Here is a 22,870-nt window from a genome sequence, read left to right as displayed (position 1 = left end):
TCTCTGTCATGGACACCATGCGTGATCGCTTCGCCCCCGTCCTCTCGCGGCTGCTCGACGAGGATCCGCGCGTCGCCGTCGTCCTCGCCGAGATCGGCGCGGACGGGTTCGCGGAGGCGCGGCGCAAGCACCCGGGCCGGGTGATCAATGTCGGGATCCGGGAGCAGCTGCTCGTCGGGGCCGGCGCCGGGCTCGCCCTGGCCGGGCTGCGGCCCGTCGTGCACACCTTCGCGAGCTTTCTCGTGGAGCGGCCGTTCGAGCAGGTGAAGCTGGACTTCGGGCATCAGGGCGTGGGCGGGGTCCTGGTCAGCGCCGCCGCGTCCTTCGACTGGCCCGCCGGTGGCTTCACGCACATGTCGCCGGGCGATGTGGCGCTGCTCGACACGCTGGACGGCTGGACCGTTCATGTGCCGGGGCACCCGGACGAGGCCGAGACGCTGCTGCGGCACGCGGTCGCCGCGGGCGACGACAAGGTGTACGTCCGGCTCTCGGTGCAGTCGAACGCTCGGGCGCTGCCGGTCGACGGGGCTCGCTTCCGCACCGTACGGGAAGGCCGAGGCGGGGTCGTGATCGCCGTCGGGCCGATGCTGGACAACGTACTCGCCGCGAGTGAGGGCCTCGATCTCACCGTGCTGTACGCGACCACGGTGCGGCCCTTCGACGGGGAGGCACTGCGCCGCGCGACGGGGGCGGGAACGGCGGCCGACGTCGTGGTGGTCGAGCCCTATCTGGCCGGTACCTCCACCGCCGCCGCGAACGACGCGCTCGCCGACGTAGCGCACCGGGTGCTCGGGCTCGGCGTCGGCCGTGCCGAGCTGCGCCGCTACGGGCAGGTCGACGAGCACATGGCCGCGCACGGTCTCGACATCCGCTCGCTGCGGGAGCGGATCACCGGCTTCGTGGGGGCGCGGGCTCTCGTATAGGCCCGCCTCCGTGCCCATGATGTGGCCGGTCCGTTCCCGCTCCCCCGCCCTGGACGGGCGCCTTGCCGTCCACCCGCACCAATCCGCGTATCGCGGGCACCGAAAGCAGGGCCAGGCAGACGACGACCGTCGTCACGGCGCCCGTGATCAGCACTTGCTCCGCGCCGAAGGCACTCGCGGCGGGGCCCGCGAGTGCCTGGCCGACCGGCAGCAGGGCGATCGATCCCGCGACGTCGTACGCGTGGATGCGGTTGAGGACGTCGGACGGTACCTGGGTCTGGACGCTCGTCGCCCACATGACTCCCCAGAAGGAGAGCCCCGCGCCCGCGATCGCGGCGCCCGCAGCCATCAGCGGCACGCCGAGCTGCGCGCCGACGGCCGCCGGAAACGCGCAGTAGCCGATCAGGGCGACGGAACCGGCGCGGAGCATGCGGCGGGGGCGCAGCCGCAGAGCGACCAGGCCGCCGAGTACGGTGCCGGCGCCCAGGGCGGAGTTCACCAGGCCGTACGCCCCCGATCCGTGCTCCTGGACGACGAGCGTGGCGACGAGGGGCGTCAGTGGACCGGTGGTCGTGATCATCAGTACGCAGAAGATGGCGATGACGCCCCAGAGCCAGGTGCGGGACCTGAACTCCCGCCAGCCCTGCACCAGATCGGCCCGGAAGCCGCTGCTGTGCGGCAGCGAGCCGGGGAGCGCGGGCGGCAGCCGGAGCAGGACCAGACACAGGGCGCTCAGGCCGTACGTCCCCGCATGCGCGGCGAAGACGGCGCCGGGCGAGGCGAAGGCGACGAGGACGCCCGCGACGGCCGGGCCCGCCAGGGCCGCGGCCGACTCGGCCACGCGTATCGCGCCGTTGGCCTTCTGGACGTCGGCGGCCAGGCGCGGGACCGTGCTGGCGACGCCGGGCTGGAAGAGGGCGCCCGCCGCGCCGTTGACCGCGCCGATCACGCAGATCTGCCAGAGGACGACGTGGCCGGTGAAGAAGAGGACCGCCGCGACCGACTGCGTGCCGAGCCGGACCACGTCCGCGCCGATCATCAGCAGGCGGGTGCTGAACCGGTCGGCGAAGACCCCGCCGAATATCACGAGGCCCGCGAAGCAGACCGTCGTGGCGGCCATGGCAAGACCGACGGCACCCGCGCCGTGCCCGTGCTGGAGCAGCCCTGCGGCGAGCGCGACGGGCAGCATCGTGTCGCCCAGCTTGGCGATGGTCCGCGCCCCGAAGAAGAACCCGAAGTCCCGCGACCAGATGCTCTTCCGGTCCACGGCCGCTTCAGTCATCGACCGAACTCCGCGGCCAGGGGCCCCCCGCTTACCGCGCGCGGCCGCCGGGGCCACCGGGGCCCGATTCTCCGCCGGGGTCTGCGCACGCCCGCCTTCGTCAACCCCGTCCTCGTCAACCCCGCCCCCTGAAACCCCTTCCCCTGACGGCACCCCTGTCCCCTCCCCTGGCGACAAACCCCCTCCCCCGGCAGCAGCGAAGGCCCGGTGTCCCGTGAGCCCTCGTCCTCCACCCCTGCCTGGATCATGCCACGGGGCACTGACAACGGCCGCCCCGTTTCAGCTCGTCGGCGGGAGCCCCAACTCCGGGTAGGCGTCGAGGAGTCGGGTGGGGGCGGCCTGGCGCCAGGAGTCGGCGAGGATGTCACTCAGTTCGTCCTTGTCCAGCGCCGACAGACGTGCGCGCACCCAGGCGAACATCGCCTCGTGGTCGGCGATCCAGAACTTGTCCGGCTCCGCCAGGACCAACTCGTCGCGCTCCTCCTTCGGGCACCGCACGGCGATGGACGTCTCGTCCTCGGGGAGCGTGGCGAACATCTTTCCTGCCACCCGGAAGGTGGGCATGCTCCAGGCGATCTTCTCCGTCGTATCCGGCAGGGCCAGTGCGATACGCCGGACGTCGTCACCCGTGACCTGGGCTTTGGCATGAACTCGAGACATGCCCCGAACGGTAGCCAACGCCACTGACAGCGGCCCCCGGACGCCGTTCACGACACGGCGAAACGGCGCCCCGGCTACACGGCTACACAGCTACACAGCTACACAACAAAACGACGAAACGGCGGGCCGCCACACTGGAGGTGGCAGCCCGCCGCGTCACGGCGAAGAGGAGGGGTCAGGTCGCGAGGGCCCAAGCCTTCTGGTAGCCCGGCATGCCGTCCGCCGTGCTTCGATCCTCGCACTGCTCACAGACGGTGTGCTGCGCACAAGCCCGCGGTTGTGCGGGCTCGCCCTGAGCACTGCGTGCGGCCAACCACACCGCGATGTAGGCAGGACCGGCCGTAATCACAGCTACGGCGATCTCGGTGAAGGCCATCGGTCTCACCCCCAGGTTCACTGTCGTGTCCGTATCACCATAGGGGCGCGGGGTGTTGACGGTAGGCAGCTGGCGACCGGGGCCATCAGCTCGGCGCGTTTCACAGCACCCGCTTGTCCATCCAGTTCCTCAGGTCCTCCTGCACCTCGTCCCTGTTGGTCTCATTGAGGATCTCGTGCCGCGCCCCCTCGTACCCCCTCAAGGTGAGATCGTCCAGGCCCAGATACCGGTAGTCCTCCACGAGTTCATGCACCAGCGTCATGCCCTGGTTGCAGGGGTCCTCGGTGCCGACGGCGATATGGACGGGCAGGTCGGCCGGGACCCGGGCCAGGTTCCGCGGGTCGTTCATCTTGCGCACGGCACGCACCCAGTCCAGGCAGAGACCGGCCGAGAAGGGAAAGCCGCAGCGCTCGTCGGCTACGTACGCATCGACCTCGGCCTCGTCACGGGAGAGCCATTCGAAACCGGTGCGGTGCGGGTACGGGTCGTTGAAGGCCGCGAAGAGTTCGGGGAGGTACGACGAGAGTGCCTCGCGGCCGTCCTCGGCGATCTCGCGCTCCAGACGGGCGATCGACTCGTCGATCCCGACCCCGGGCAGGGAGCGGAAGGTGCCGGAGAGGATCAGGCCCGCGAGACCGTCCGGGTACTCCTGCGCGTAGTCCCTCGCCAGGTGCGAGCCCATGCTGTGGCCGAGCAGGAAGAGGGGGGTCCCCGGATGCAGGGTGCGCACCTGGTCACCGATCGCCTTGAGGTCGTCGACGATGGCGCGCCAGCTGTCGGAGGCTTCCGCGTCGGACGGCGCGGTGGTAGAAGACGCGTCGGAAGAGGACGCGTCGGCAGCAGACACCTCGGCAGCAGACGCGTCGGCGGACGAATCCGTCACCCCGTACCCACCCGTCGCCTGCGCCGTCGCGCCATGCCCCCGGTGGTCGGAGGCGATCACCCCGTAGCCGTGCGCCATCAGATGGCGCGCGAACCGGTCGTAGCGCAGGGCGTGTTCACCCGCGCCGTGCGCGATCTGCAGAAAGGCGCGCGGCCTGCCGCCGTCGGGCAGCCAGGTGTACGTGGCGACGGGGACGCCGTCCATCGCGTTCACGAGTCCGGCGGTGTACGCGGCGGGGGCGGGCGTCGAGGCGTGGTCAGGCATTGCGGAAGGCTCCCCTGTACGAGATCTGGAACGGGTTCTTGGCCGACTTCTGCAGAGCTGGGTTCCCTGCGACGGTGACGGCTTCTGCAGAGCTGGGTTCCCTGCGACGCCTTCTGCAGAGCTGGGTTCCCTGCGACGGCGACGGCCTCTACAGAGTTGGGTTCCCTGGGTCGGCCTCTGCAGAGCTGGGTTCCCTGCCCCTGAAACCCTCCCCCGCACACGCGCCCTCATACCAGTGCCTCTCCGTGACTCCCTTCTCACGCCAGGCCCTTCCGACCCATTGACCCCCCATCAGAGAGGAACCTACGCTGAACAGCGCGCAGGAGAAAGCGCTTTCTAGCCTCCGCCTCCCCAGGCCCAGGTCAAGCACCCCGCGCACTGCACCCCCCGCACCACACCCCGCGTAACTCGCACTCACCGCACTCACCGCACTCACCGCACACCCGGCTACCGGCAGCCGTCCACCCGCCCAGCCCAGGGAGCGCCATGAGTTCCACGAGTCCCACCGCGCCCAGACGCGGCCCCGCCCCATCGAGACCGGGCCCCACCACGCCGAGCCCCTGGCTCGCGCTCATCGCCCTGCTGGCCCTCGTCATCGGCCTCGGCCTCACCGCCCCGGCCCAGAGCTCGGCAGCGGAAGCGGAAGCGGAGCCGAAGGCCGCGGCGGCCCCCTTCCGTGTCCTGGTCTTCTCCAAGGTCACGAACTTCCCCCACGACTCCATCCCCGCGGGTGTCGAGGCCATCAAGAAGCTCGGCAGCGAGAACGGCTTCGAAGTGGAGGCCACCGACGACGCGGCGGCCTTCACCGACGCCAGTCTCGCCCGCTTCCAGGCCATCGTCTTCAACAACACCAACTCCACCCCGGAGAAGGGCGACCTGCTCGACGCCGACCAGCGCGCGGCCTTCCAGAAGTACGTCCGTGGGGGCGGCGGCTGGGTCGGCCTGCACGCGGCGTCGGCCAGCGAGCGGGACTGGTCCTGGTACGAGGGTCTGGTCGGCGCGATCTTCGACAAGCACCCCGAGGTGCAGACCGGGCGGATCAAGGTGCTCGACCACGCGCACCCCTCCACCAAGGGGCTCCCGGAGCTCTGGGAGCGCACGGAGGAGTGGTACAACTGGCGCGCCAACCCGACGGGGAAGGTGCACACGCTCGCGCAGGTGAAGGTGCGCGACGGCGTCACCGGGCTCGACGAGGGCGTCGACCAGCCGTGGTCCTGGTGCCAGAACTACGACGGCGGCCGCTCCTGGTACACGGCGGGCGGGCACGCCAAGTCGGCCTTCCAGGAAGAGGGCTTCCTGAAGCACCTGCTCGGCGGCATCGAGTGGGCCGCCGGCAACAAGCCCGGCGACTGCACCGCCACCAAGACCGGGGCCTTCCAGCGGACGCCGCTCGCCACCAACGACCTGGCCGACCCCTTCGAGCTGGCCGTCGCCCCCGACCGCCGGGTGTTCTTCATCCAGCGCACCGGGAAGCTGAAAATCATCGACCAGGAGACGCTGAAGGTCTCCACGGCGCTCGACTTCGACTACACCCCCGAGATGACGAGCCAGTCGGACGGGCTGCTCGGCCTCGCGCTCGACCCGAAGTTCCAGGACAACCACTGGGTCTATCTCCTGAACTCCGACAAGAACGAGAAACGCATCAACCTCTCCCGATTCACCGAAGCGGGCGGCAAGGTCGATCCGGCCACGGAGAAACGGATCCTGACCGTTCCCACCTTCCGTGGCGAGGGCCGGGCGAACTCGCACATGGCGGGCTCGATCGCCTTCGACAAGAAGGGCGACCTGTATATCGCGACAGGTGACAACACCGATCCGTTCGCGTCGGACGGATTCAGCCCGATCGACGAGCGCGAGGGCCGCCGCGCCTGGGATGCGCAGGGCACCTCCGGCAATACGAACGACCTGCGCGGCAAGGTCCTGCGCGTCACGCCGAAGGACGACGGAACGTATTCGGTGCCCGAGGGGAACCTCTTCGCGCCGGGGACGGACAAGACCCGCTCCGAGATCTACGCGATGGGCATGCGCAACCCCTTCCGCATCACCACGGACCCGCTGAGCGGCGCCCTGCTGATGGCGGACTACGGGCCCGACGCGAAGGGCGCCGTCGCCGACCGTGGCCCCGAGGGGACCGTCGAGTACCACCGCATCACCAAGGCGGGCAATTACGGCTGGCCCTACTGCATCGGCAACAACACCCCGTTCAACGACTACGACTTCGCGACGAAGAAGTCGGGCGCGAAATTCGACTGCGCGAAGATCGTGAACGATTCGCCGAACAACACGGGCCTGCGCGAGCTGCCGCCCGCGCAGCCCGCGGACGTCTGGTACGCCTACTCCGCCTCCGAACAGTTCCCCGAACTCGGCACGGGTGGCGGCGGCCCGATGAGCGGTCCCGTCTACGACTACGACGCGGCCAACACGTACAAGACGAAGTTCCCCGAGTACTTCGAGGGGAAGTGGTTCAACTACGAGCTGACGCGGAAGTGGTTCAAGGCCTTCTCGATGCAGGAGAAGGACCAGACGTTCACCGATCCGCGTTTCGAGCCCGCGAAGGCGGGCGATCTGAACTCGATCAACTCCATTTTCCCGGACATGAAATGGAACCAGCCCTTCGACGCCGACTTCGGTCCCGACGGGGCGATGTACGTCATCGACTTCGGGCTCGGCAGCGGCACGGGCCGCGGCGGCAGCAACGAAGGGGCGGGCATCTACCGTATCGACTACGTGGCGGACGGACGGCTGCCCGACGCCCGCGTCAAGGCCACTCCGGACAACGGCGGCACCCCTCTGAAGGTCAAGTTCTCCAGCGAGGGTTCGGGGCTGCCCGGCGGCAAGCCCGTCACGTACGCATGGGACTTCGACGGCAACGGCACGACCGACTCGACCGAGGCCGACCCGACGCACACGTACACCAAGAAGGGGCTGTTCAGCGCGCGGCTGAAGGTCACGGGCCCGGACGAGCTGAGCGGTATGGCCGTGCAGGAGGTCACCGTCGGGAACACCCGCCCCGTGGTGACCATCCAACAGCCGCCGAACGGCGGGACGTTCAGCTTCGGCGACACGATTCCGTTCAAGATCAAGGTGACGGACAAGGAGGACGGGCCGATCGACTGCAAACGGGTCGTCGTCCAGTCCCAGCTCGGACACGACACCCATCTGCACCCGCTGGACAACTACACCGGCTGCGCGGGCGAGATCGTGACGGACGCCGGGGACAGTCACGGCCCCGGCCAGAATCTCTACTACGGGATCACGGCCCAGTACGAGGACAAGGGCGCGGCCGGTGTGCCCGCCCTGACGGGTTCCTCCTCGCTGACCCTGCGGACCTCCTTCCGCGAGGGCGAGCACCGCACCACGACCGGGGGCGCGCACGAAGGGGCGGTCATCGGTGACCGCGCCGACGCGTCCGGCGGCAAGCGGCTCATCGAGATCGAGGACGGCGACTGGGTCTCCTTCGACCCCGTGCACCTCAAGGGCGTCGACTCCGTGACGGTGGGCGCGGCTTCGGGCGGGCTCGGCGGTGACATCGAGTTCCGCGCCGGGTCTCCCACGGGCAAGCTGCTCGGCAAGGTGAGCGTGCCGAACACGGGCGGCTGGGGCAACTTCGTCTCACCGACCACCGAACTGGCCGGCCACGACGGCACGACGAAGCTGTACGCCGTCTTCACCAACCCCGAGTGGACGCCCGAGAAGGCCGATCTCCTGACGGTCGACTGGCTGCACTTCAACGGTCCCGGAGTCGAGAAGAAGACCGGCGCGAAGGTGACGGTCAAGGCGGCCCCGGCCGACGGCACCGCACCTCTCGCCGTCAAGCTCACCAGCACGGTGAAGCTCCCTGAGGGCCGCACCGCGGCCTCGTACCACTGGGACTTCGGCGACAACGCCAAGCCTTCCGGCACGGAGACCGGCAGCGCCGAGCACACGTACGCGCGCAAGGGCTCGTACACGGCGCATCTGACCGTCACCGACGACAAGGGCGACACGACGACCGGCGCTGTCCGGATCACGGCGAAGTGAAGGGTCAGCCATGACAGCCATGAAGAGAACCGGAACCGGTCTGAACGGGACCAGACGCGCCTTTCTCGGTACGTCGATGGGGCTGGCGGCAGCAGTCGGTACCGCACTGCCCGCGCGCGCGGGTGACGCGTCACGGTGCCGGCGCATCCCGCGCGGCGGCATCGGCATGCACCTCTACACGATGCGCAATGCCCTCGCGCAGGACTTCGCGGGCACGCTGGAGCAGCTCGCCGACATCGGCTACGCGACGGTGGGCGTGAGCGGCCGGCACGGGAACAGCGCGGCCGGCATCAGGCGGATGCTCGACGCCGTGGACCTGAAGGCGGTCCTCGAACACGTCTCGTACGACATCCTCAAGGGCAGCGGTCTCCCGCAGGCGCTGGAGGACCTGCACACCCTCGGCGCGAAGTGGCCGGTGGTGCCGAGTCTGCCCGGCGCGCTGCACACGCCGGACGGATTCCGGGAAGCGGCGCGGCAGTTCAACCGCATCGGGCAGGCGTCGCGCGACGCGGGCCTCGGCCCGGTGCTCTTCCACAACCACGGCACGGACCATGTGGTGGTGGACGGCACGAGCCTGTACGACATCCTCGTCACCGAGACCGACCCGCATCTGGTCGGCTTCGAACTGGACGTCTACTGGGCGGCGAAGGGCGGCGCCGATCCGGCGACGTACTTCGTGCGGCATCGGCGGCGGTTCCCCGCGCTCCACGTGAAGGACATGGCACCGGACGGCGGCTTCGCCGACGTCGGCTCGGGGACCCTGGACTTCGCCGCGATGTTCGCCCACGCGCGCGTGGGCGGCGTCAAGCAGTGGCTGGTGGAGCACGACAGCCCTGCCGATCCGTTCGCCACGGCGCGGAACAGTTACGCGTATCTGGCGGCGCTGCGGTACTGAAGTGCCGGTTCGTCCGGCCGGGGTGCACTCGAACTGGCCACCTTCTTAAAGAAGAGGGTCGTCGGGTGGAGCACTCCGGCCGGATCAGCCGCGTAGTCCGGAATGACCCCGGCAGCCGTCCAACCCCCTGACCGGTAAAGGGACTCGGCGGGGCTGCCGGTCTCGGTGTCCAGGATCAGGAGGGTCACGCCCGCGTCGGCCGCCGCCTGCTCCGCGGCGGCCAGGAGGATGCGGGCGAGGCCCTGCCCGCGGGCGGAGCTGTGGACCATCAGCTTGAGGATCTCGGCGCGGTGCCTGCCGTTGGCCTTGTCCACGAAGCCGACGCTGACGGTCCCGGTGATCCGCTCGCCCTCGCGCGCGGCCCAGACGGCGAGCCGCCCGTCCGCCACCGCAGGGGCCAGGCCCCGCCACCAGTCGGCGGCTGCCGCCCGGTCGAAGGGCGCGAGGAAGCCGAGGGAGGAGCCGCCGTCCACGACGTCGGCGAGCAGGGCGCCCAAGTCGTCGGCGCACTCGATGAGTTGATCTGCGGAGAGCCGCGTCACCACCGGCTTGGACAGTGCCCTCATGGCGCGACCACCACCAGGGCGTACCGCACGGCCCGCTCCCCCACGCACCGGAACCGCGTCGGCCCCCACAGCCGGAAGCGAAGGCAGTCCCCTGCGTCCAGGACATGCGGATCACCCTGCACGGTGACCTCCAGCGCCCCTTCGAGCACCCAGATGTGCTGTTCGAGACCGGGCACGGGGGGCCTGTCGTACGCGACGTCCGCGCCCAGTTCCAGGCGGCCCTCGACGAGTTCGCCGCGCAGTCCCGCCTGGGGCGGGGACACCGACCGCCGCACGAAGCCGGACGCGCTGTCGGTCCACACGCCCTGCTCAGCCGCGCGCACCAGCTGCGCGGGCTCAGCCTCCACCTCGCTCAGGAGCTGCGACATGGTGCGTTCGTAGACGGCGCAGAGCCGGTTCAAGAGGGACGCGGTGGGGCTGATCTCCGCGCGTTCGGCCCGCGACAAGGTGGAGCGGCTCACGCCGCTGCGGTCCGCCAACTCACCCAGGGACCAGCCGCGTTCCGCGCGCAGCTCTGCGAGGCGGGCGGCGAGCCGGTCGTCGACACCATCGTGTTCCATATCTGGCACGCTATCCCGGATATGACACGGACGGCAATCGCCGATGCCGGTGGCTCATGCCTCAGTCGTGCACAGACACCGCCCCCAGCAGCTCGCGGATGCGCCCGGTGCCCTCGCGGAACTCGGCTGTCGCCAGCGTCGTCGCGTACGAACGCTCGGCGGGTAGGCCCACGTCGATGATCTCCTCCACCGTTCCCGGGCGCGGGCTCATCACGACGACGCGGTCCGCCAGATAGACGGCCTCCGGGATCGAGTGGGTCACCAGGAGCACGGTGGTCCCGGTCTCGCGCCAGATCCGGTTCAGCTCGACGTTCATCTGCTCGCGCGTGAGCGCGTCGAGCGCCCCGAAAGGCTCGTCCATGAGCAGGACCGGCGGCTCATGCAACAGCGCCCTGCAGAGCGCGACGCGCTGTTGCATGCCGCCGGACAGCTCGTGCGGATAGGCGTCCTCGAAGCCGCCGAGGCCGGTCATGCGGATCAGCTCGTCGGCACGCGCGCGTGCCTCGGCTCCGGGGATTCCCCGCATCTCCGCCTGGAGGAGGATGTTGCGGCGGGCCGTGCGCCAGTCGAGGAGCGCGGCCCGCTGGAAGACGTATCCGATGTCGCGGCGTGGCCCGCGCACCTGCTCGCCGTTGAGAAGTACACCGCCCGACGAGGGCGCGAGCAGCCCTGCGACCAGCTTCAGGAGGGTGGACTTGCCGCAGCCCGAAGGCCCGACGATCGCCACGAACTCGCCCGCGCCGACGTTCAGCGAGACGTCGCGCAACGCGGTGACGTCCTTCTTCTTCGTACGGAAGCGGACGGCGACGTCATCGAGGCGTACCGCGGTCGGTCGCGCCTCCCCCGGTGCCGCCCCCGGTGCCTCCCCTGCCGGCTCCCCCGCCGTCGCGCGTGGCTCGTCACTCATCTTGAGAGTCGCATCCTTCGCCATTCCCCTGCCGCCCCTCAGCCCTTGATCCCCTTGGCCGCGTCCCAGTACTCCGCGACGGGCTTGGCCTTCTTGACCATGCCCGCCTCCGCGAAGACGTCGATGGTCTGCTGCCAGTCCGCCTCGGTGTTGGCGCCCGGCGCCTTCCCCTTCGTGGCGTCGGTGTGCAGCAGGGTCAGCGTCGTCTTGAACTGCTCGGACAGCACGTCCTTGGGCGGCAGTTGCTCGGAGGCGCCCTCCATCGAGGCGACCGCGGGCTCCGGGCTCTTCTCGGCGGCCGCCCAAGACTCGCTCACGGCGGCGGTCATGCGCTTGGCCAGATCTCCCCTGCCCTGAAGGGTCTTGGGCCCGGCGATGAGGCCGTTGGAGTAGAAGTTGAGGCCGTTCTCGGAGAAGCGCAGATACGAGACGTCCTTCTTGGCCTTGTTCTGCATGGTGGGGCCCTGGTCGCTCGCGTACCCGAGCAGCGCGTCCGTCTTTCCGGAGATCACCGCGGCGATCTTGCCCGCCGGGTCGGTGTTCTGGACCTTGACGTCGGAGAGCTCCATGTCGTTCTTCGCCAGGAAGATCGGGAAGGTCTTGGTGAGCGCGTCGCCCGCCGTGCCCGCGATCGTCTTGCCCTTGAGGTCGGCGGGCGACTTGATGCCCTGGGCATCGAAGAACTGCACGGAGGCGGGCGTCGTCTGCAGGAAGACACCCAGGCTCTTCACCTCTACGCCCTGGTCGACGCCCGCGAGCACCGCCGGAGTGTCCGCCCAGCCGAAGTCTGTTTGCCCGGCGCCGGTGGCCTGCACGGTCTTCTGCGATCCCTGGCCCGCCCTGATGTCCAGGTCGATGCCGTGCTTCTCGAAGATCTTCTGCTTCTCGCCGTAGTAGAACGGCGCGTGCTCGCCGTACGGATACCAGTTGAGCGTCAGCGTCACCTTGTCGAGCTTCTTGCCGGAGTCGCTGGTGCTCGTCTTGTCGTCATCGCCGCCGCAGGCCGTCGCGGTCACCGCGACGAGGGCCAGGGGGGCGAGGCCGGTGAGCAGTCTGCGCGCGTGCATGGGGCGGCCCTTCTCGCGTACGACGGACATGGCTGGAGGGGGAGGGCGGGGGTCAGTACGTCGTGGTGGCGGCCACGTCCCTGCGGCTGGCGTGCCACGGCAGGAGCAGCTTCTCGGCGATCTCTACGAGCACGAAGAGGACGACGCCGATCAACGACATGACGAGCAGCCCCGCGAAGAGCATCGGGGTGTCGAGGTTTCCGTTGGCCTGGAGGATCACATATCCGAGGCCTTCGTTCGCGCCGACGAACTCGCCCACGACGGCGCCGGTCACGGCGAGCGTGACGGCCACCTTGAGGCCGGAGAAGAGGTGCGGCAGCGACGCCGGGAAGCGGATCTTGAGGAAGGTCTGCCAGGGACGAGCGCCCATGGTGGCGGAAAGCTGGAGCATCTCCGGGTCGACGGCTTTCAGTCCCGTCACCATCGAGATGACGACAGGGAAGAAGGCGATGAGCACGGCGATGAGGATCTTCGGGGCGATCCCGAAGCCGAGCCAGACGACGAAGAGCGGGGCGATCGCGATCTTCGGCACGACCTGGGCGAAGAGGAGGATCGGGTAGAGCGTCTTCTCGACGGTCGTCGAGTAGACCATGAGGACCGCGGAGAGAATCCCGACGCCCACGGCGATGACGAATCCGAGCAGGGTCTCGTACGTGGTGACCCAGCTGTGCTGCCAGAGATAGTCCGGCTTGTCGAGGATCACGTCAAGGGTGGCGCCGGGCGAGGGCACGAGATACGCCTCGACCATCTCGGTGGCGGCGATCAGCCACCAGGCGCCGAAGCATACGAGTAGCAGGAGGAGCGGACGCCAGCTCTTCTCGGCCGCCTCGGCGGTACGTTGTCGCAGGGTCGGGCGGCTGCGGTCGGCAACGCCTGCCGTTTTCACGGGAGTTTCCTGCAGTGCGCTCTGACTCACGGTGAACTCCCCTGGCGGTCAGCGAACTTCGGAGGCAGTTGCGGAGTTTCGATGATGCGGAGGGTGGCGCGGAAACCGCTTTCAGAAAGCGCTTTCTGATAAGGTGTCCGCCACGCTAATGACTGGCTGACCGCAGGGTCAATAGGTCGGCTCGAAGTTTCGCGACGCGAGACGAGGGGGGCGCGGTGCGGGCGCTAGGGCGCGAGCAGGAACCTGGGGCGGGGCGGGCCCGCGGGGGGCTGCCTGGAGCGGGGTTTCCCGGTGAGCGGCAATCGGCGCCCGGGGGCGGACGCCCCGGAGAGCCCCGGGCCGGGCGTGTGCCCGAGGAGGATGCCGGAGCCGGAAGGCCCCGCGAGGAACAGCCCGGAGCGGGGCAGGGGTTGGAGGAACTGCCCGGAGCGGGGCGAGCCAGCGATCGGCAATCGGCACCCGGGCGCGGACGTGAGGAACAACCCGGAACCGGGCGCAGCAGGTCCGAGGAGCAACCCGCAACCAGGCACGGACAGGAGAGGCACCCCGAAACCAGGCCCGGACCAGAGCAGCCACCCCAAACCGGGCGCGGACGCAAGGGAGAGCTCCGGGCCGGGAGCGGACCCGAAGAACGGGCCGGAGCAGGGCGCGGACGCGAGGAGCAAGCCGGAACCGGACGTAGAGCCGAGGAGCAACCCAAAACGCTACCCGGACGCCAGGGAAAACCCGGGGCCGGGCGCGGACCTGCAAGAGACTCCCAGACCGGACGCGGGCTCGACGGGATACCCGGAGCCGGGCGCGGACCCGAAGGAAAGCCCGGGACCGGACGCGAACCCGCGGAGCAACACGGAACCGGGCGTAGGCCCGAGGACCAGGCCGCACCCGGGCGTAGGCCTGAGGACCAGGCCGCACCCGGGCGTAGGCCCGACGACCAGGCCCCACCCAAGCGAAGGCCTAAAGCCCTGACCCCACCCAAACGCACACCCGAAAACCAGACCCCACCCAAGCGCACGCCCGCGCAGTCCCCCCAAGCCGGGCGCGGGCGGGGGCGAGGCGTGGGGCCCGGGCGGGGGCGGGGGGGTGGGTTGCATGTCACTCTGCATGCCGTGGCCCGCGCCGCCGGGGTCTCGCCGGCCACCGCGTCGCGCGCCCTGAACGGCACCACACGCGTCCGCGAGGACCTGCGGCGTCGGGTGCTCGAAGCGGCGGACCAGCTCGGGTACATCCCCAACGCCCATGCGCAGGCGCTCGCCAGCTCGTCGAACAACACCGTCGGGGTCATCTGTCACGACGTCGGCGACCCCTATTTCGCGGCGATCGCCAGCGGGGTCATGGCGGCGGCCGCCGAGCAGGACCTGCTCGTCATGCTGGCCAGCACCTTCCGCGCCCCGGCACGGGAGATCGCGTACGTCTCGATGCTGCGGGCGCAGCGGGCCCGCGCGATCCTGCTGATCGGCTCAGGCTTCCAGGACCCCGCGTGGGAACGGTCGTTGGCGTCCGAGCTCGCTCCCTACATACGTGACGGTGGCCGCGTCGCCGTGGTCAGCCGGCACCGCAGCCTCCGCGTGGACACGGTGCAGCCCGAGAACCGCGCGGGGGCGGGCGCACTGGCACGGGCACTACTGACCCTGGGCCACCGGGAGTTCGCCGTCCTCACCGGCCCCGAACGGCTCACCACGGTCGCGGACCGCCTGTCCGGGTTCCGCGCGGCACTGACCGACGCGGGGGTCGCCCTTCCCCCGGAGCGGATCGTGGAGGGTGCCTTCACCCGTGACGGAGGCCATGCGGCGGCGGTCGAACTGCTGCGGCGTGGGCAGCGGCCGACGTGCGTCTTCGCGGTGACGGACGTGATGGCCGTGGGGGCGCTGGGCGCGCTGCGGGAGCGGGGACTCCGCGTACCGGACGACGTGTCACTCGCTGGCTTCGACGACATCCCCCTGGTCGGGGAACTCACGCCGCCGCTGACCACGGTGGCGCTGCCGCTGACGCGGATGGGCCGGGACGTACTCGCCCTGGCCCTTCGTGAACGGGGCGCGAGGTCGCGGGTGGTGCGGGTACGGGGGGAGGTCGTGCTGCGGGCCAGCACCGTCTCCCCTGGGTAAGGCCCCGGCGGCGCCACCGTCGCCAAACAACCCGTACAGCCGCCCGGCGCCTGCCGAAGTTGACCGGACTCCGTCGAGCCCCCGCCGTCACCAACACGGCTTATTCATAAAGGAGTTACCTCCACCTACCCGAGTTGCCCACCAACCCACGATCGCGTGGGTCCGCCTCTTACGCCACAGCAAATCCCTCCCGGCCCGGCCCTGCCCAGCCCGATCCGCTCACTCCAGACCACGACGGGTCCACGCCTCCCCATCCTCAGCCCGCGCCGCACGCCGCAAGTGTTCGGCGAGCGCTTCCGTCGCCGGGGGCGGTGAGGGGTTCTTGGCGCCCCACGCCAGCAGGTGCTGCCGTCGGGCCCACGGATCCTGTAGTTCGCAGACGTCGAGGGGCCGGCTCGGGTCGATGGCGCGGCGTGGTACCACCGCGAGGCCCACGCCGGCCGCCGCGAGGGCGACGACCGCGTTGAGGTGGGCGACGCTGGTCCGGTGGCGTGCCACCGGTGCGTGCGGGCCGAGGTGCTTCTCGATCCAGCGCCCCAGCGAGGAGTCGGCGGAGAGGCCGACCAGCGGGTGTTCCGCGGCCTCGCGGTAGGTCAGTTCGGTCCGGCCCGCGAGGATCCCGCCCGCCTGGCCGATCACGACGAGGGAGTCGTCGCCCAGGGGTTCCATCGCCAGGCCGCAGTCGCGTGCCTCGTCGTCGACGACCACACCCAAGTCGGCCTCGCCGTCCGCGAGCCTCCGCACGGTCTTCGGCGTACGGCTCTCGGACACCGTGACGTCGACGTCCGGGTGCGCCCGGAGGAACGAGATCAGGGCGCGCGGCACCAGCCGGTGCATCGCGGAACCGCCGCACAGGAGCGTCAGCGGAGCTGCGGGGGACCGGGTGTAGCCCGCGACCGCGCTCTCGAGCCGTACCGTCTGGGCGAGGACCTCGCGCGCGTGCCGGGCCAGCGTGCTCCCCGCCGGGGTGGGGCGCACTCCCCTGCGGCCGCGGATCAGCAGCGCCACACCGGCCTGTTGCTCCAGGGAGCGGACCCTGGCACTGGCCGAAGGCAGGCTCAGATGCATCCGGCGGGCGCCCGCTGTGATCGACCCCTCCGTCACGATGTCGAGGAAGAGCCGCAGATCGTCCAGGTCATAGCGCACCCCCGTGAGCCTATGGCACAGCCTTAGGCTGGGTACACCGATAACGCATTGTGGGCCCACGGGCCACGGGGCGATGCTCGGCGGGTGGCAGTGGCAGACATACTCCTCGTTCTCGTGGCAGGCACCGCCGCCGGAGCCTTGAACTCCGTCGGCGGCGGAGGCACGTTCGTGGCGCTGCCCGCCCTGGTCGCGGTCGGCCTGTCGCCCGTGACGGCGAACGCGTCGTCGACCATCGCCCTCGTTCCGGGAGCGGTGGCCGGCGGATGGGTCTACCGACGCGAACTCGCCCCGGTCGGGGCGGCGTCCACCAAGGCGCTGACGGCCATCAGTGTGATCGGGGGCGGGCTCGGCGCCGCCCTGCTCCTCGCGCTCCCCGCCGCGTCGTTCGACGCCGCGGTGCCGTGGCTGCTCGCGTTCGCCACGGTGGTGCTCGCCTTCGGTCGGCGCGTCTCCCGTGCGGTGAGCGGCGCGCTCGGCCGCGAGATCAGCATCAGCTCCCGGGCCGTCCTGATCGGCCAGTTCTTCCTCGCTCTGTACGGGGGATACTTCGGCGGCGCCGTAGGCATCATGATGTTCGCCCTGTGGGGCATCGGCCTCGGCCTCGACACCGCGGTCAGCAATCCGATGCGGGTCACCCAGATCGCGGCCATCAACCTCAGCGCGACCGCGCTGCTCCTCGTCGCATCGGACGCGCTGAGCTCTCCGCTCATCCTCGCCACCATGCTGGTCGGCGCGCTGGCAGGCGGCTTCACCGGCGCCCACTTCGCACGCCGCCTCTCCGACCGGCTGCTACGGAGCATCATCCTGACCACCGCCGTGACGATGACCGTCCTCTACTTCGTGCGCGACGTGCGCGGTTGAGGACGATCGACATGGCGGACGAGGACTACACGGACGCGGCCCGAGCGCGTCTCGCGATGGCTTACGAGGCCTGCGAGCTGGCCGGGCTCGCGCGCGGCGCCGTACCCATCGGCGAAGACGAGCTGCACCCCGACGGCACCGCGCGCTCCCCCGGAGCGGTCCTTGCCGACGCCGCCCACGTGCTCAGGGCCGCGCAGCGCTTCTTCGAGGCCGCCGCCGTGTGCGAGCGGCTCGGCGGCGCGAGCTGGCAGCTCATCGGGGACGTCCTGGGCGTGGACGCGCGCACGGCGCGGGCGCGCTTCGCCGTCGCCGAGTCCTGCTTCCGGGAGGAACCGCGCTCCCCCGGTGAAGTCTCCGCCACCGGAGCACTCGACGGTGCGGGCTGGTGGCGGGCGTACGCGGCGGGCAATCCGCTGGAGGCGGCACGTGACCTCGACGACTGGGTCCTGCGCCACGAGGACGGGGACGACGGCCTGGGGCCCGCGCCGGTCTCCGGCGGCCTTGCGCGGAGCCGCAAATGGATCGCGCCGCACGGCAGTTGATACGGGATCGGATCGCTCACGAGTGAGAACCGGCCCGCTCACTACAGGCACGTTCCGACCTGCCGCGCCTCCCACGAACTGGCGTACCGGCGCGTCGAGTTGAGCCCACCTGGAGGTACGCCCGTGCGGATGACTGCCCCAAGTCCCGGTAATTGAGGGGTAAATAGCAGCCGAAATCCACCCGTATCGGTAATCGGGCCCAGCTCCTACTCTGTGAGGCGCACACGCGGGGGATCACTGCTTTCGGGGGATCGCTGTCCGTCTTCCACGGAGGTTGGCAATGTCTGCGTCATCCGATGCGTTGTCCGGTGCGTCATCCGATGCGTTGTCCGAGGGGATCTACCTGCTCAAGAACGAGGCGAGCGGGCTGTACGCGGGAGTGCGAGGGGCCAAGACCGCGCAGAGCGTCCCGATCGTGCAGCAGGAGCTGCACCCGCAAGGAACCGCCCGGCACAGCCAGTTGTGGCATCTGCGGCCCAACGCCGCCAAGGAGGGCGCCTGGACGCTGCAGAACGTGCACAGCGCCCTGCGCATGGACATCATGACCGGCCGCGGCCGCGCGGGCTCGCCGGTGCAGCAGTGCCCGGCGGAGACCCGGCAGGATCTGCTGGTGTCCCAGCTGTGGCGGCCGGTGGCGTCGGGCGACGACCGGTACACGCTGGTCAACGTGAACAGCGGCCACCTGCTGTCCGTCCACGACGACAGCAACGCGCCGGACGCGACCCTGGAACAGGCGGCCAAGCCCGCCGCGGAGGCCCGCCCCGCTCAGCAATGGCGCCTCGAACGGGTGGAGAGCCGCGGCGAGACCACGGCGTTCGACGCGCTGACGGCCACCGTGGTCTCCTCCAGCGGCGGCATCCTCGGCTCGGTCCTCGGCTCCCTGAGCGGCGCTGCCAAGCAGGCGCTCGACGCGGGCGGCGGGATCTTCGAGGCCGCGGCCAAGGCGATCCCGGACAGCGATACGCCCTACGTACGTTTCGAGGGCTTCCGCGGGGACGAGTTCATCCGCTTCTCCAAGCGGCGCGGCATCGAGGCAGGGCCCAGGAAGATCGCCGATCAGTTCCCGCACCTGCCCAAGCCGTTCAGCGACGGTTTCGACGCCGTCGGCCCTGCCGCCAAGCGAGGCGGTCACACCTATCTGGGCTTCACGCGCGACCAGGCCGTCGAGTTCTCCGACAAGGGCCATGGCCCCGTCCACGACGCGGAGAGCATCCTGCACCCCGGCCTCGTACAGGCGGTCGGCGAGTTGTGCGACGTCACCGGCTTCGGTGCCGAGGGCGGCAGGCTCGTGGTCTTCGGCCGCAAGGACAGCTGCACCATGGACCCCACGAGGGTCGACCTGGCACGCGGCTCGTCCCACCAGCAGTTCCTGCTGACGGCCGCGCCCGATGCCTTCGGGTTCGGGCCGGACGCGGCGGCCACGGCCGTCTCCGACTCCACGGCGCACTACTTCCTCACCAAGGGCGACGAGTTCGTCGTCGTCTCCGAGGACAAACTCATCCAGGGCCCGGCCAGGCTCACCGAGGCCTACCCGTTCCTGGACGGCCTCTGGATGTAGCCACCACGTGGATGTGACGACCGCCCGGTGGTGTCACCCCGCCGCTTCGCCCAGTGCGTCGAGCACCGGGCGGATCAGCGGATGCTCCTCCGCACCGCACCGCACCGCCGCGAAGACGCGGCGGGTGGGAGCGACGCCCTCCACCGGGCGGATCACCACCCCGGAGACGTCCATGCCCCGCAGCGCCGACCGAGGCACCAGGGCGACGCCCGCGCCCGCCGACGCCAGGGCGACCACAGCCCGGAAGTCGTCCGACCAGTGTTCGAGCAGGGGCTGGAAGCCCGCCGCCTCGCAGGCGAGGATCACCACGTCATGGCAGGGGTTGCCGACGAAGGGCCCGATCCACGCGTCCTTGGCCAGCTCCGCGAGCGGCACACGCTCCGCCTCCGCGAGGCGATGCGTCTCCGGCAGCACCGCGTCGAACGGTTCCGCGTACAGCGGGACGCGCGTCAGCCGCGGGTCGTCCGCGCCCGGCGCTCCCCGGTACTCCACCGCCACGGCGACGTCCACCTGCCGGTCGAGCACCATCGGCAGGCTGGCGTCGCCCTCCGCGTCCTGGACCCGCACCCGTATCCCCGGCGCGGCGTTCGCGAGACGGGCCAGGGCGGGACCGACCACCAGGGCGATCCCCGTGGCGAAGGACGCCACCGTCACCGTCCCGGCCGCGCCCGAGCTGTACGCGGCGAGCTCCGCCTCGGCCCGTTCCAGCTGGGCGAGGACCGCGTTCGTGTGGGAGAGCAGGATCTCGCCCGCCGGCGTCAGCCGGACCCCGCGGGCACCTCGCTCGACCAGGCGGTGGCCCGTCTCCTGCTCCAGGGCGGTCAGCTGCTGGGAGACCGCGGACGGCGTCAGATAGAGCGCGGCGGCAGCGGCCGTGACCGTGCGGTGGTCGGCCACCGCACGGAGGATGTGCAGCCGCCGCGCTTCGATCATGGGGTCGATTGTCCCAAACCACGGGCCCCACCGACACCAGCGGTCCAGCCAAGGGTCTCAGGCACCCTCACTCAAGGGCACCCTCACTCAGGGGCACCCTCACTCAGGCGTCCAGCTCCGCCCGCGCGGCCACGAACGCCTCCACCGCGCGGTTCACGTCCTCCGTGGAGTGCGCGGCCGACAGCTGGACGCGGATGCGGGCCGCGCCCTGCGGCACCACCGGGTACGAGAAGCCGATCACGTACACGCCGCGCTCCAGGAGCAGCTCGGCCATCCGTCCCGCGACCGAGGCGTCACCGATCATCACCGGGGCGATGGCGTGGTCGCCGGGCAGGATGTCGAAGCCTTCCTCGGTCATCCGCGAGCGGAACAGCGCCGTGTTCGCGGCGAGCCGCTCCCGCAGGTCGCCCGCCGACTCCAGGAGGTCGATGACCTTCAGCGAGGCCGCCGCGATCACCGGGGCGAGCGTGTTGGAGAAGAGGTAAGGGCGCGAGCGCTGGCGAAGCAGCGCGACGATCTCCGCACGGGCGGCGACGTAGCCGCCGGAGGCGCCGCCGAGGGCCTTGCCCAGCGTGCCCGTGATGATGTCGACGCGGTCCATGACGCCGTGCAGCTCGGGGGTGCCGCGACCGCCGGGGCCGACGAAGCCGACGGCGTGCGAGTCGTCGACCATCACCATCGCGTCGTAACGGTCGGCGAGGTCGCAGATCTCCCGCAGCGGGGCGACGTACCCGTCCATGGAGAAGACGCCGTCGGTGACGATCAGCTTGCGGCGCGCGCCGCCCTCGGCGGCCTCCTTCAGCTGCTGCTCCAGGTCGGCCATGTCGCGGTTGGCGTACCGGAAGCGGCGGGCCTTGCTCAGCCGGATGCCGTCGATGATCGAGGCGTGGTTGAGCGCGTCGGAGATGACCGCGTCCTCGGCGCCGAGCAGCGTCTCGAAGACTCCGCCGTTGGCGTCGAAGCAGGACGAGTAGAGGATCGTGTCCTCCTGGCCGAGGAACGCGGACAGGCGCCCCTCCAGCTCCTTGTGCACCTCCTGCGTGCCGCAGATGAAGCGCACGGACGCCATGCCGTAGCCCCAGCGGTCCAGTGCCTCGTGCGCGGCGGCGATCACCTCGGGGTGGTCGGCGAGGCCGAGGTAGTTGTTCGCGCAGAAGTTCAGCACCTCGCCGGGGCGGCCGCCCGCGGTGACGGAGACCGTGGCGGACTGCGGGGTGCCGATGACGCGCTCGGGCTTGTGCAGGCCGGCGGCGCGGATCTCGTCGAGGGTGGTGCGCAGGTCGTCGCGTACGGAGTCGAACATGCTTGATTCCTTCAGGAGTCCGGGAGGTCGGGAAGCCGGTGGGTCAGTGGGTCCAGTCGAGGATGACCTTGCCGCCGCGGCCGCTCGCCGCGTCGTCGAAGGCCGCCTCGAAGTCGCGGTGGCCGTAGCGCCCGGTGATGACGGGGGCGAGGTCGAGGCCGCCTTCGAGCAGCACGGACATCGAGTACCAGGTCTCGAACATCTCGCGGCCGTAGATGCCCTTGATCGTGATCATGGAGGTGACGATCCGGGACCAGTCGACGGCGAACTCCTCGGCCGGCAGACCGAGCATGGCGATCTTGCCGCCGTGCGTCATGTTGGCGAGCATGTCGCGCATCGCGACGGGGTTGCCGGACATCTCCAGGCCGACGTCGAAGCCCTCGCGCAGGCCCAGTTGGCGCTGTCCCTCGGTGATGGAGGTTTCGGCGACGTTCAGTGCCAGGCTCGCGCCGACCTTGCGGGCGAGTTCCAGGCGCTCCTCGCTGACGTCCGTGATGACGACGTTGCGGGCGCCCGCGTGCCGGGCCACGGCCGCGGCCATCAGGCCGATCGGTCCCGCTCCGGTGATCAGGACGTCCTCGCCGACCAGCGGGAAGGAGAGCGCGGTGTGCACCGCGTTGCCGAACGGGTCGAAGATCGCGGCCACGTCGAGGTCCACGGGGACGCGGTGCACCCACACATTGGCGGCGGGCAGCGCGACGAACTCCGCGAACGCCCCGTCCCTGCCGACACCGAGACCCACCGTGGCGCGGCACAGGTGGCGGCGGCCCGCCTGGCAGTTGCGGCACTTGCCGCAGACGAGGTGGCCTTCGCCGCTGACCCGGTCGCCGATCTTGATGTCCGCGACGTCACGCCCGGTCTCGACGACCTCGCCGACGAACTCGTGCCCGACGACCAGCGGCGCCGCGATCGCCTGCTGCGCCCAGCCGTCCCAGGCCCGGATGTGCAGATCGGTGCCGCAGATCCCGGTGCGGAGCACCTTGATCAGGACGTCCCCGTGGCCGATGACCGGCTCCGGTACGTCCATCAGCCGGAGCCCTGGCTCCGCCTTCTCCTTGACCAGCGCCTTCAACGCAACGGCTCCTGTCGTACGTCGCTTCTTCCACCGACGACACAGGAATCTTCCCTACGGCGGC

19 protein-coding genes are annotated in these 22,870 nt (G+C 70.5%); 7 read left to right on the top strand and 12 right to left on the bottom strand.

Annotated elements, in window-relative coordinates; all coding sequences use genetic code 11:
- The first annotated feature begins 8 nt into the window (after nucleotides 1–8).
- On the top strand, nucleotides 9–923 hold the full coding sequence (locus E5671_RS38500; protein ID WP_160508807.1) for a transketolase family protein: 915 nt from the start codon (nucleotides 9–11) through the stop codon (nucleotides 921–923).
- On the opposite strand, the gene E5671_RS38495 is transcribed toward E5671_RS38500, so the two are convergent.
- From E5671_RS38495 to E5671_RS38485, 3 genes are all read right to left on the bottom strand, one after another.
- The gene (locus E5671_RS38495) at nucleotides 889–2,205 is read right to left on the bottom strand and encodes an MFS transporter (protein ID WP_160508805.1); all 1,317 of its coding nucleotides are present in this window, start codon (nucleotides 2,203–2,205) and stop codon (nucleotides 889–891) included. The genes E5671_RS38500 and E5671_RS38495 overlap by 35 nt on opposite strands.
- 279 nt (nucleotides 2,206–2,484) lie before the next feature.
- Nucleotides 2,485–2,865, bottom strand: coding sequence for an MmcQ/YjbR family DNA-binding protein (locus E5671_RS38490; RefSeq protein ID WP_160508803.1), 381 nt, complete (start codon nucleotides 2,863–2,865; stop codon nucleotides 2,485–2,487).
- A gap of 476 nt (nucleotides 2,866–3,341) precedes the next feature.
- Nucleotides 3,342–4,388 carry an alpha/beta fold hydrolase gene (locus E5671_RS38485; RefSeq protein WP_160508801.1) on the bottom strand — a complete coding sequence of 349 codons (1,047 nt, stop codon included), beginning with the start codon at nucleotides 4,386–4,388 and terminating at the stop codon, nucleotides 3,342–3,344.
- Nucleotides 4,389–4,874: 486 nt separating this feature from the next.
- Here E5671_RS38485 and E5671_RS38480 point away from each other — a divergent pair, with 486 nt between their 5' ends.
- On the top strand, nucleotides 4,875–8,408 hold the full coding sequence (locus tag E5671_RS38480; protein ID WP_160508799.1) for a ThuA domain-containing protein: 3,534 nt from the start codon (nucleotides 4,875–4,877) through the stop codon (nucleotides 8,406–8,408).
- 76 nt (nucleotides 8,409–8,484) lie between these two features.
- Nucleotides 8,485–9,303 carry a sugar phosphate isomerase/epimerase family protein gene (locus tag E5671_RS38475; protein ID WP_160510688.1) on the top strand — a complete coding sequence of 273 codons (819 nt, stop codon included), beginning with the start codon at nucleotides 8,485–8,487 and terminating at the stop codon, nucleotides 9,301–9,303.
- Here E5671_RS38475 and E5671_RS38470 read toward each other — a convergent pair.
- From E5671_RS38470 to E5671_RS38450, 5 genes are all read right to left on the bottom strand, one after another.
- Entirely contained in the window at nucleotides 9,273–9,869 is a 597-nt protein-coding gene (locus tag E5671_RS38470) for a GNAT family N-acetyltransferase (RefSeq protein WP_160508797.1), read from the bottom strand. The two genes, E5671_RS38475 and E5671_RS38470, sit on opposite strands and share 31 nt — an antisense overlap.
- Entirely contained in the window at nucleotides 9,866–10,429 is a 564-nt protein-coding gene (locus E5671_RS38465; protein ID WP_202121427.1) for a helix-turn-helix domain-containing protein, read from the bottom strand. Before E5671_RS38465 ends, E5671_RS38470 begins: the two co-directional genes overlap by 4 nt.
- Before the next feature lie 61 nt (nucleotides 10,430–10,490).
- Complete coding sequence (locus E5671_RS38460) at nucleotides 10,491–11,336, bottom strand: ABC transporter ATP-binding protein (RefSeq protein WP_160508794.1); 846 nt, start codon at nucleotides 11,334–11,336, stop codon at nucleotides 10,491–10,493.
- 38 nt (nucleotides 11,337–11,374) lie between these two features.
- Nucleotides 11,375–12,403 (bottom strand): ABC transporter substrate-binding protein, encoded by a 1,029-nt coding sequence (locus tag E5671_RS38455; RefSeq protein WP_160510686.1) that lies wholly within the window; start codon nucleotides 12,401–12,403, stop codon nucleotides 11,375–11,377.
- Between the two features lie 52 nt (nucleotides 12,404–12,455).
- Entirely contained in the window at nucleotides 12,456–13,319 is an 864-nt protein-coding gene (locus tag E5671_RS38450) for an ABC transporter permease subunit (protein WP_160508792.1), read from the bottom strand.
- A gap of 1,076 nt (nucleotides 13,320–14,395) precedes the next feature.
- Between E5671_RS38450 and E5671_RS38445 the strand changes: the two genes are divergently transcribed.
- Nucleotides 14,396–15,391: a LacI family DNA-binding transcriptional regulator gene (locus E5671_RS38445; protein WP_336605972.1), complete on the top strand. Its 996-nt coding sequence runs from the start codon at nucleotides 14,396–14,398 to the stop codon at nucleotides 15,389–15,391.
- Nucleotides 15,392–15,610: 219 nt separating this feature from the next.
- On the opposite strand, the gene E5671_RS38440 is transcribed toward E5671_RS38445, so the two are convergent.
- A complete protein-coding gene (locus E5671_RS38440; RefSeq protein ID WP_160508788.1) occupies nucleotides 15,611–16,537 on the bottom strand; it encodes a LysR substrate-binding domain-containing protein in 927 nt (308 codons plus the stop codon).
- A 90-nt stretch (nucleotides 16,538–16,627) separates the two neighbouring features.
- Between E5671_RS38440 and E5671_RS38435 the strand changes: the two genes are divergently transcribed.
- From E5671_RS38435 to E5671_RS38425, 3 genes are all read left to right on the top strand, one after another.
- Nucleotides 16,628–17,398: a TSUP family transporter gene (locus E5671_RS38435; protein ID WP_160510685.1), complete on the top strand. Its 771-nt coding sequence runs from the start codon at nucleotides 16,628–16,630 to the stop codon at nucleotides 17,396–17,398.
- A gap of 11 nt (nucleotides 17,399–17,409) precedes the next feature.
- On the top strand, nucleotides 17,410–17,940 hold the full coding sequence (locus E5671_RS38430; protein ID WP_160508786.1) for a hypothetical protein: 531 nt from the start codon (nucleotides 17,410–17,412) through the stop codon (nucleotides 17,938–17,940).
- Between the two features lie 280 nt (nucleotides 17,941–18,220).
- Complete coding sequence (locus E5671_RS38425; RefSeq protein WP_160508784.1) at nucleotides 18,221–19,498, top strand: RICIN domain-containing protein; 1,278 nt, start codon at nucleotides 18,221–18,223, stop codon at nucleotides 19,496–19,498.
- Between the two features lie 33 nt (nucleotides 19,499–19,531).
- On the opposite strand, the gene E5671_RS38420 is transcribed toward E5671_RS38425, so the two are convergent.
- The 3 genes from E5671_RS38420 to tdh all read right to left on the bottom strand — a co-directional run bounded on the left by E5671_RS38420 (nucleotide 19,532) and on the right by tdh (nucleotide 22,806).
- Nucleotides 19,532–20,431: a LysR family transcriptional regulator gene (locus E5671_RS38420; protein WP_160508782.1), complete on the bottom strand. Its 900-nt coding sequence runs from the start codon at nucleotides 20,429–20,431 to the stop codon at nucleotides 19,532–19,534.
- Between the two features lie 103 nt (nucleotides 20,432–20,534).
- Nucleotides 20,535–21,734, bottom strand: a complete 1,200-nt coding sequence (locus E5671_RS38415) for a glycine C-acetyltransferase (protein ID WP_160508779.1) — start codon at nucleotides 21,732–21,734, stop codon at nucleotides 20,535–20,537.
- A gap of 43 nt (nucleotides 21,735–21,777) precedes the next feature.
- Nucleotides 21,778–22,806 (bottom strand): L-threonine 3-dehydrogenase, encoded by a 1,029-nt coding sequence (gene tdh / locus E5671_RS38410; protein ID WP_160508777.1) that lies wholly within the window; start codon nucleotides 22,804–22,806, stop codon nucleotides 21,778–21,780.
- Nucleotides 22,807–22,870: the final 64 nt, after the last annotated feature.

Origin of the sequence: Streptomyces sp. BA2, from assembly GCF_009769735.1 — a bacterium.
GTDB lineage: Bacteria > Actinomycetota > Actinomycetes > Streptomycetales > Streptomycetaceae > Streptomyces.
This window is presented reverse-complemented; position numbering and strand designations above follow the sequence as displayed.

Excerpts from the sequence above, each read along its gene's own strand:
- E5671_RS38500 (WP_160508807.1), top strand. The coding sequence starts at position 9 with ATGGACACCATGCGTGATCGCTTCGCCCCCGTCCTCTCGCGGCTGCTC.
- E5671_RS38495 (WP_160508805.1), bottom strand. The coding sequence starts at position 2,205 with ATGACTGAAGCGGCCGTGGACCGGAAGAGCATCTGGTCGCGGGACTTC.
- E5671_RS38490 (WP_160508803.1), bottom strand. The coding sequence starts at position 2,865 with ATGTCTCGAGTTCATGCCAAAGCCCAGGTCACGGGTGACGACGTCCGG.
- E5671_RS38485 (WP_160508801.1), bottom strand. The coding sequence starts at position 4,388 with ATGCCTGACCACGCCTCGACGCCCGCCCCCGCCGCGTACACCGCCGGA.
- E5671_RS38480 (WP_160508799.1), top strand. The coding sequence starts at position 4,875 with ATGAGTTCCACGAGTCCCACCGCGCCCAGACGCGGCCCCGCCCCATCG.
- E5671_RS38475 (WP_160510688.1), top strand. The coding sequence starts at position 8,485 with ATGGGGCTGGCGGCAGCAGTCGGTACCGCACTGCCCGCGCGCGCGGGT.
- E5671_RS38470 (WP_160508797.1), bottom strand. The coding sequence starts at position 9,869 with ATGAGGGCACTGTCCAAGCCGGTGGTGACGCGGCTCTCCGCAGATCAA.
- E5671_RS38465 (WP_202121427.1), bottom strand. The coding sequence starts at position 10,429 with ATGGAACACGATGGTGTCGACGACCGGCTCGCCGCCCGCCTCGCAGAG.
- E5671_RS38460 (WP_160508794.1), bottom strand. The coding sequence starts at position 11,336 with ATGAGTGACGAGCCACGCGCGACGGCGGGGGAGCCGGCAGGGGAGGCA.
- E5671_RS38455 (WP_160510686.1), bottom strand. The coding sequence starts at position 12,403 with ATGCACGCGCGCAGACTGCTCACCGGCCTCGCCCCCCTGGCCCTCGTC.
- E5671_RS38430 (WP_160508786.1), top strand. The coding sequence starts at position 17,410 with ATGGCGGACGAGGACTACACGGACGCGGCCCGAGCGCGTCTCGCGATG.
- E5671_RS38425 (WP_160508784.1), top strand. The coding sequence starts at position 18,221 with ATGTCTGCGTCATCCGATGCGTTGTCCGGTGCGTCATCCGATGCGTTG.
- E5671_RS38420 (WP_160508782.1), bottom strand. The coding sequence starts at position 20,431 with ATGATCGAAGCGCGGCGGCTGCACATCCTCCGTGCGGTGGCCGACCAC.
- E5671_RS38415 (WP_160508779.1), bottom strand. The coding sequence starts at position 21,734 with ATGTTCGACTCCGTACGCGACGACCTGCGCACCACCCTCGACGAGATC.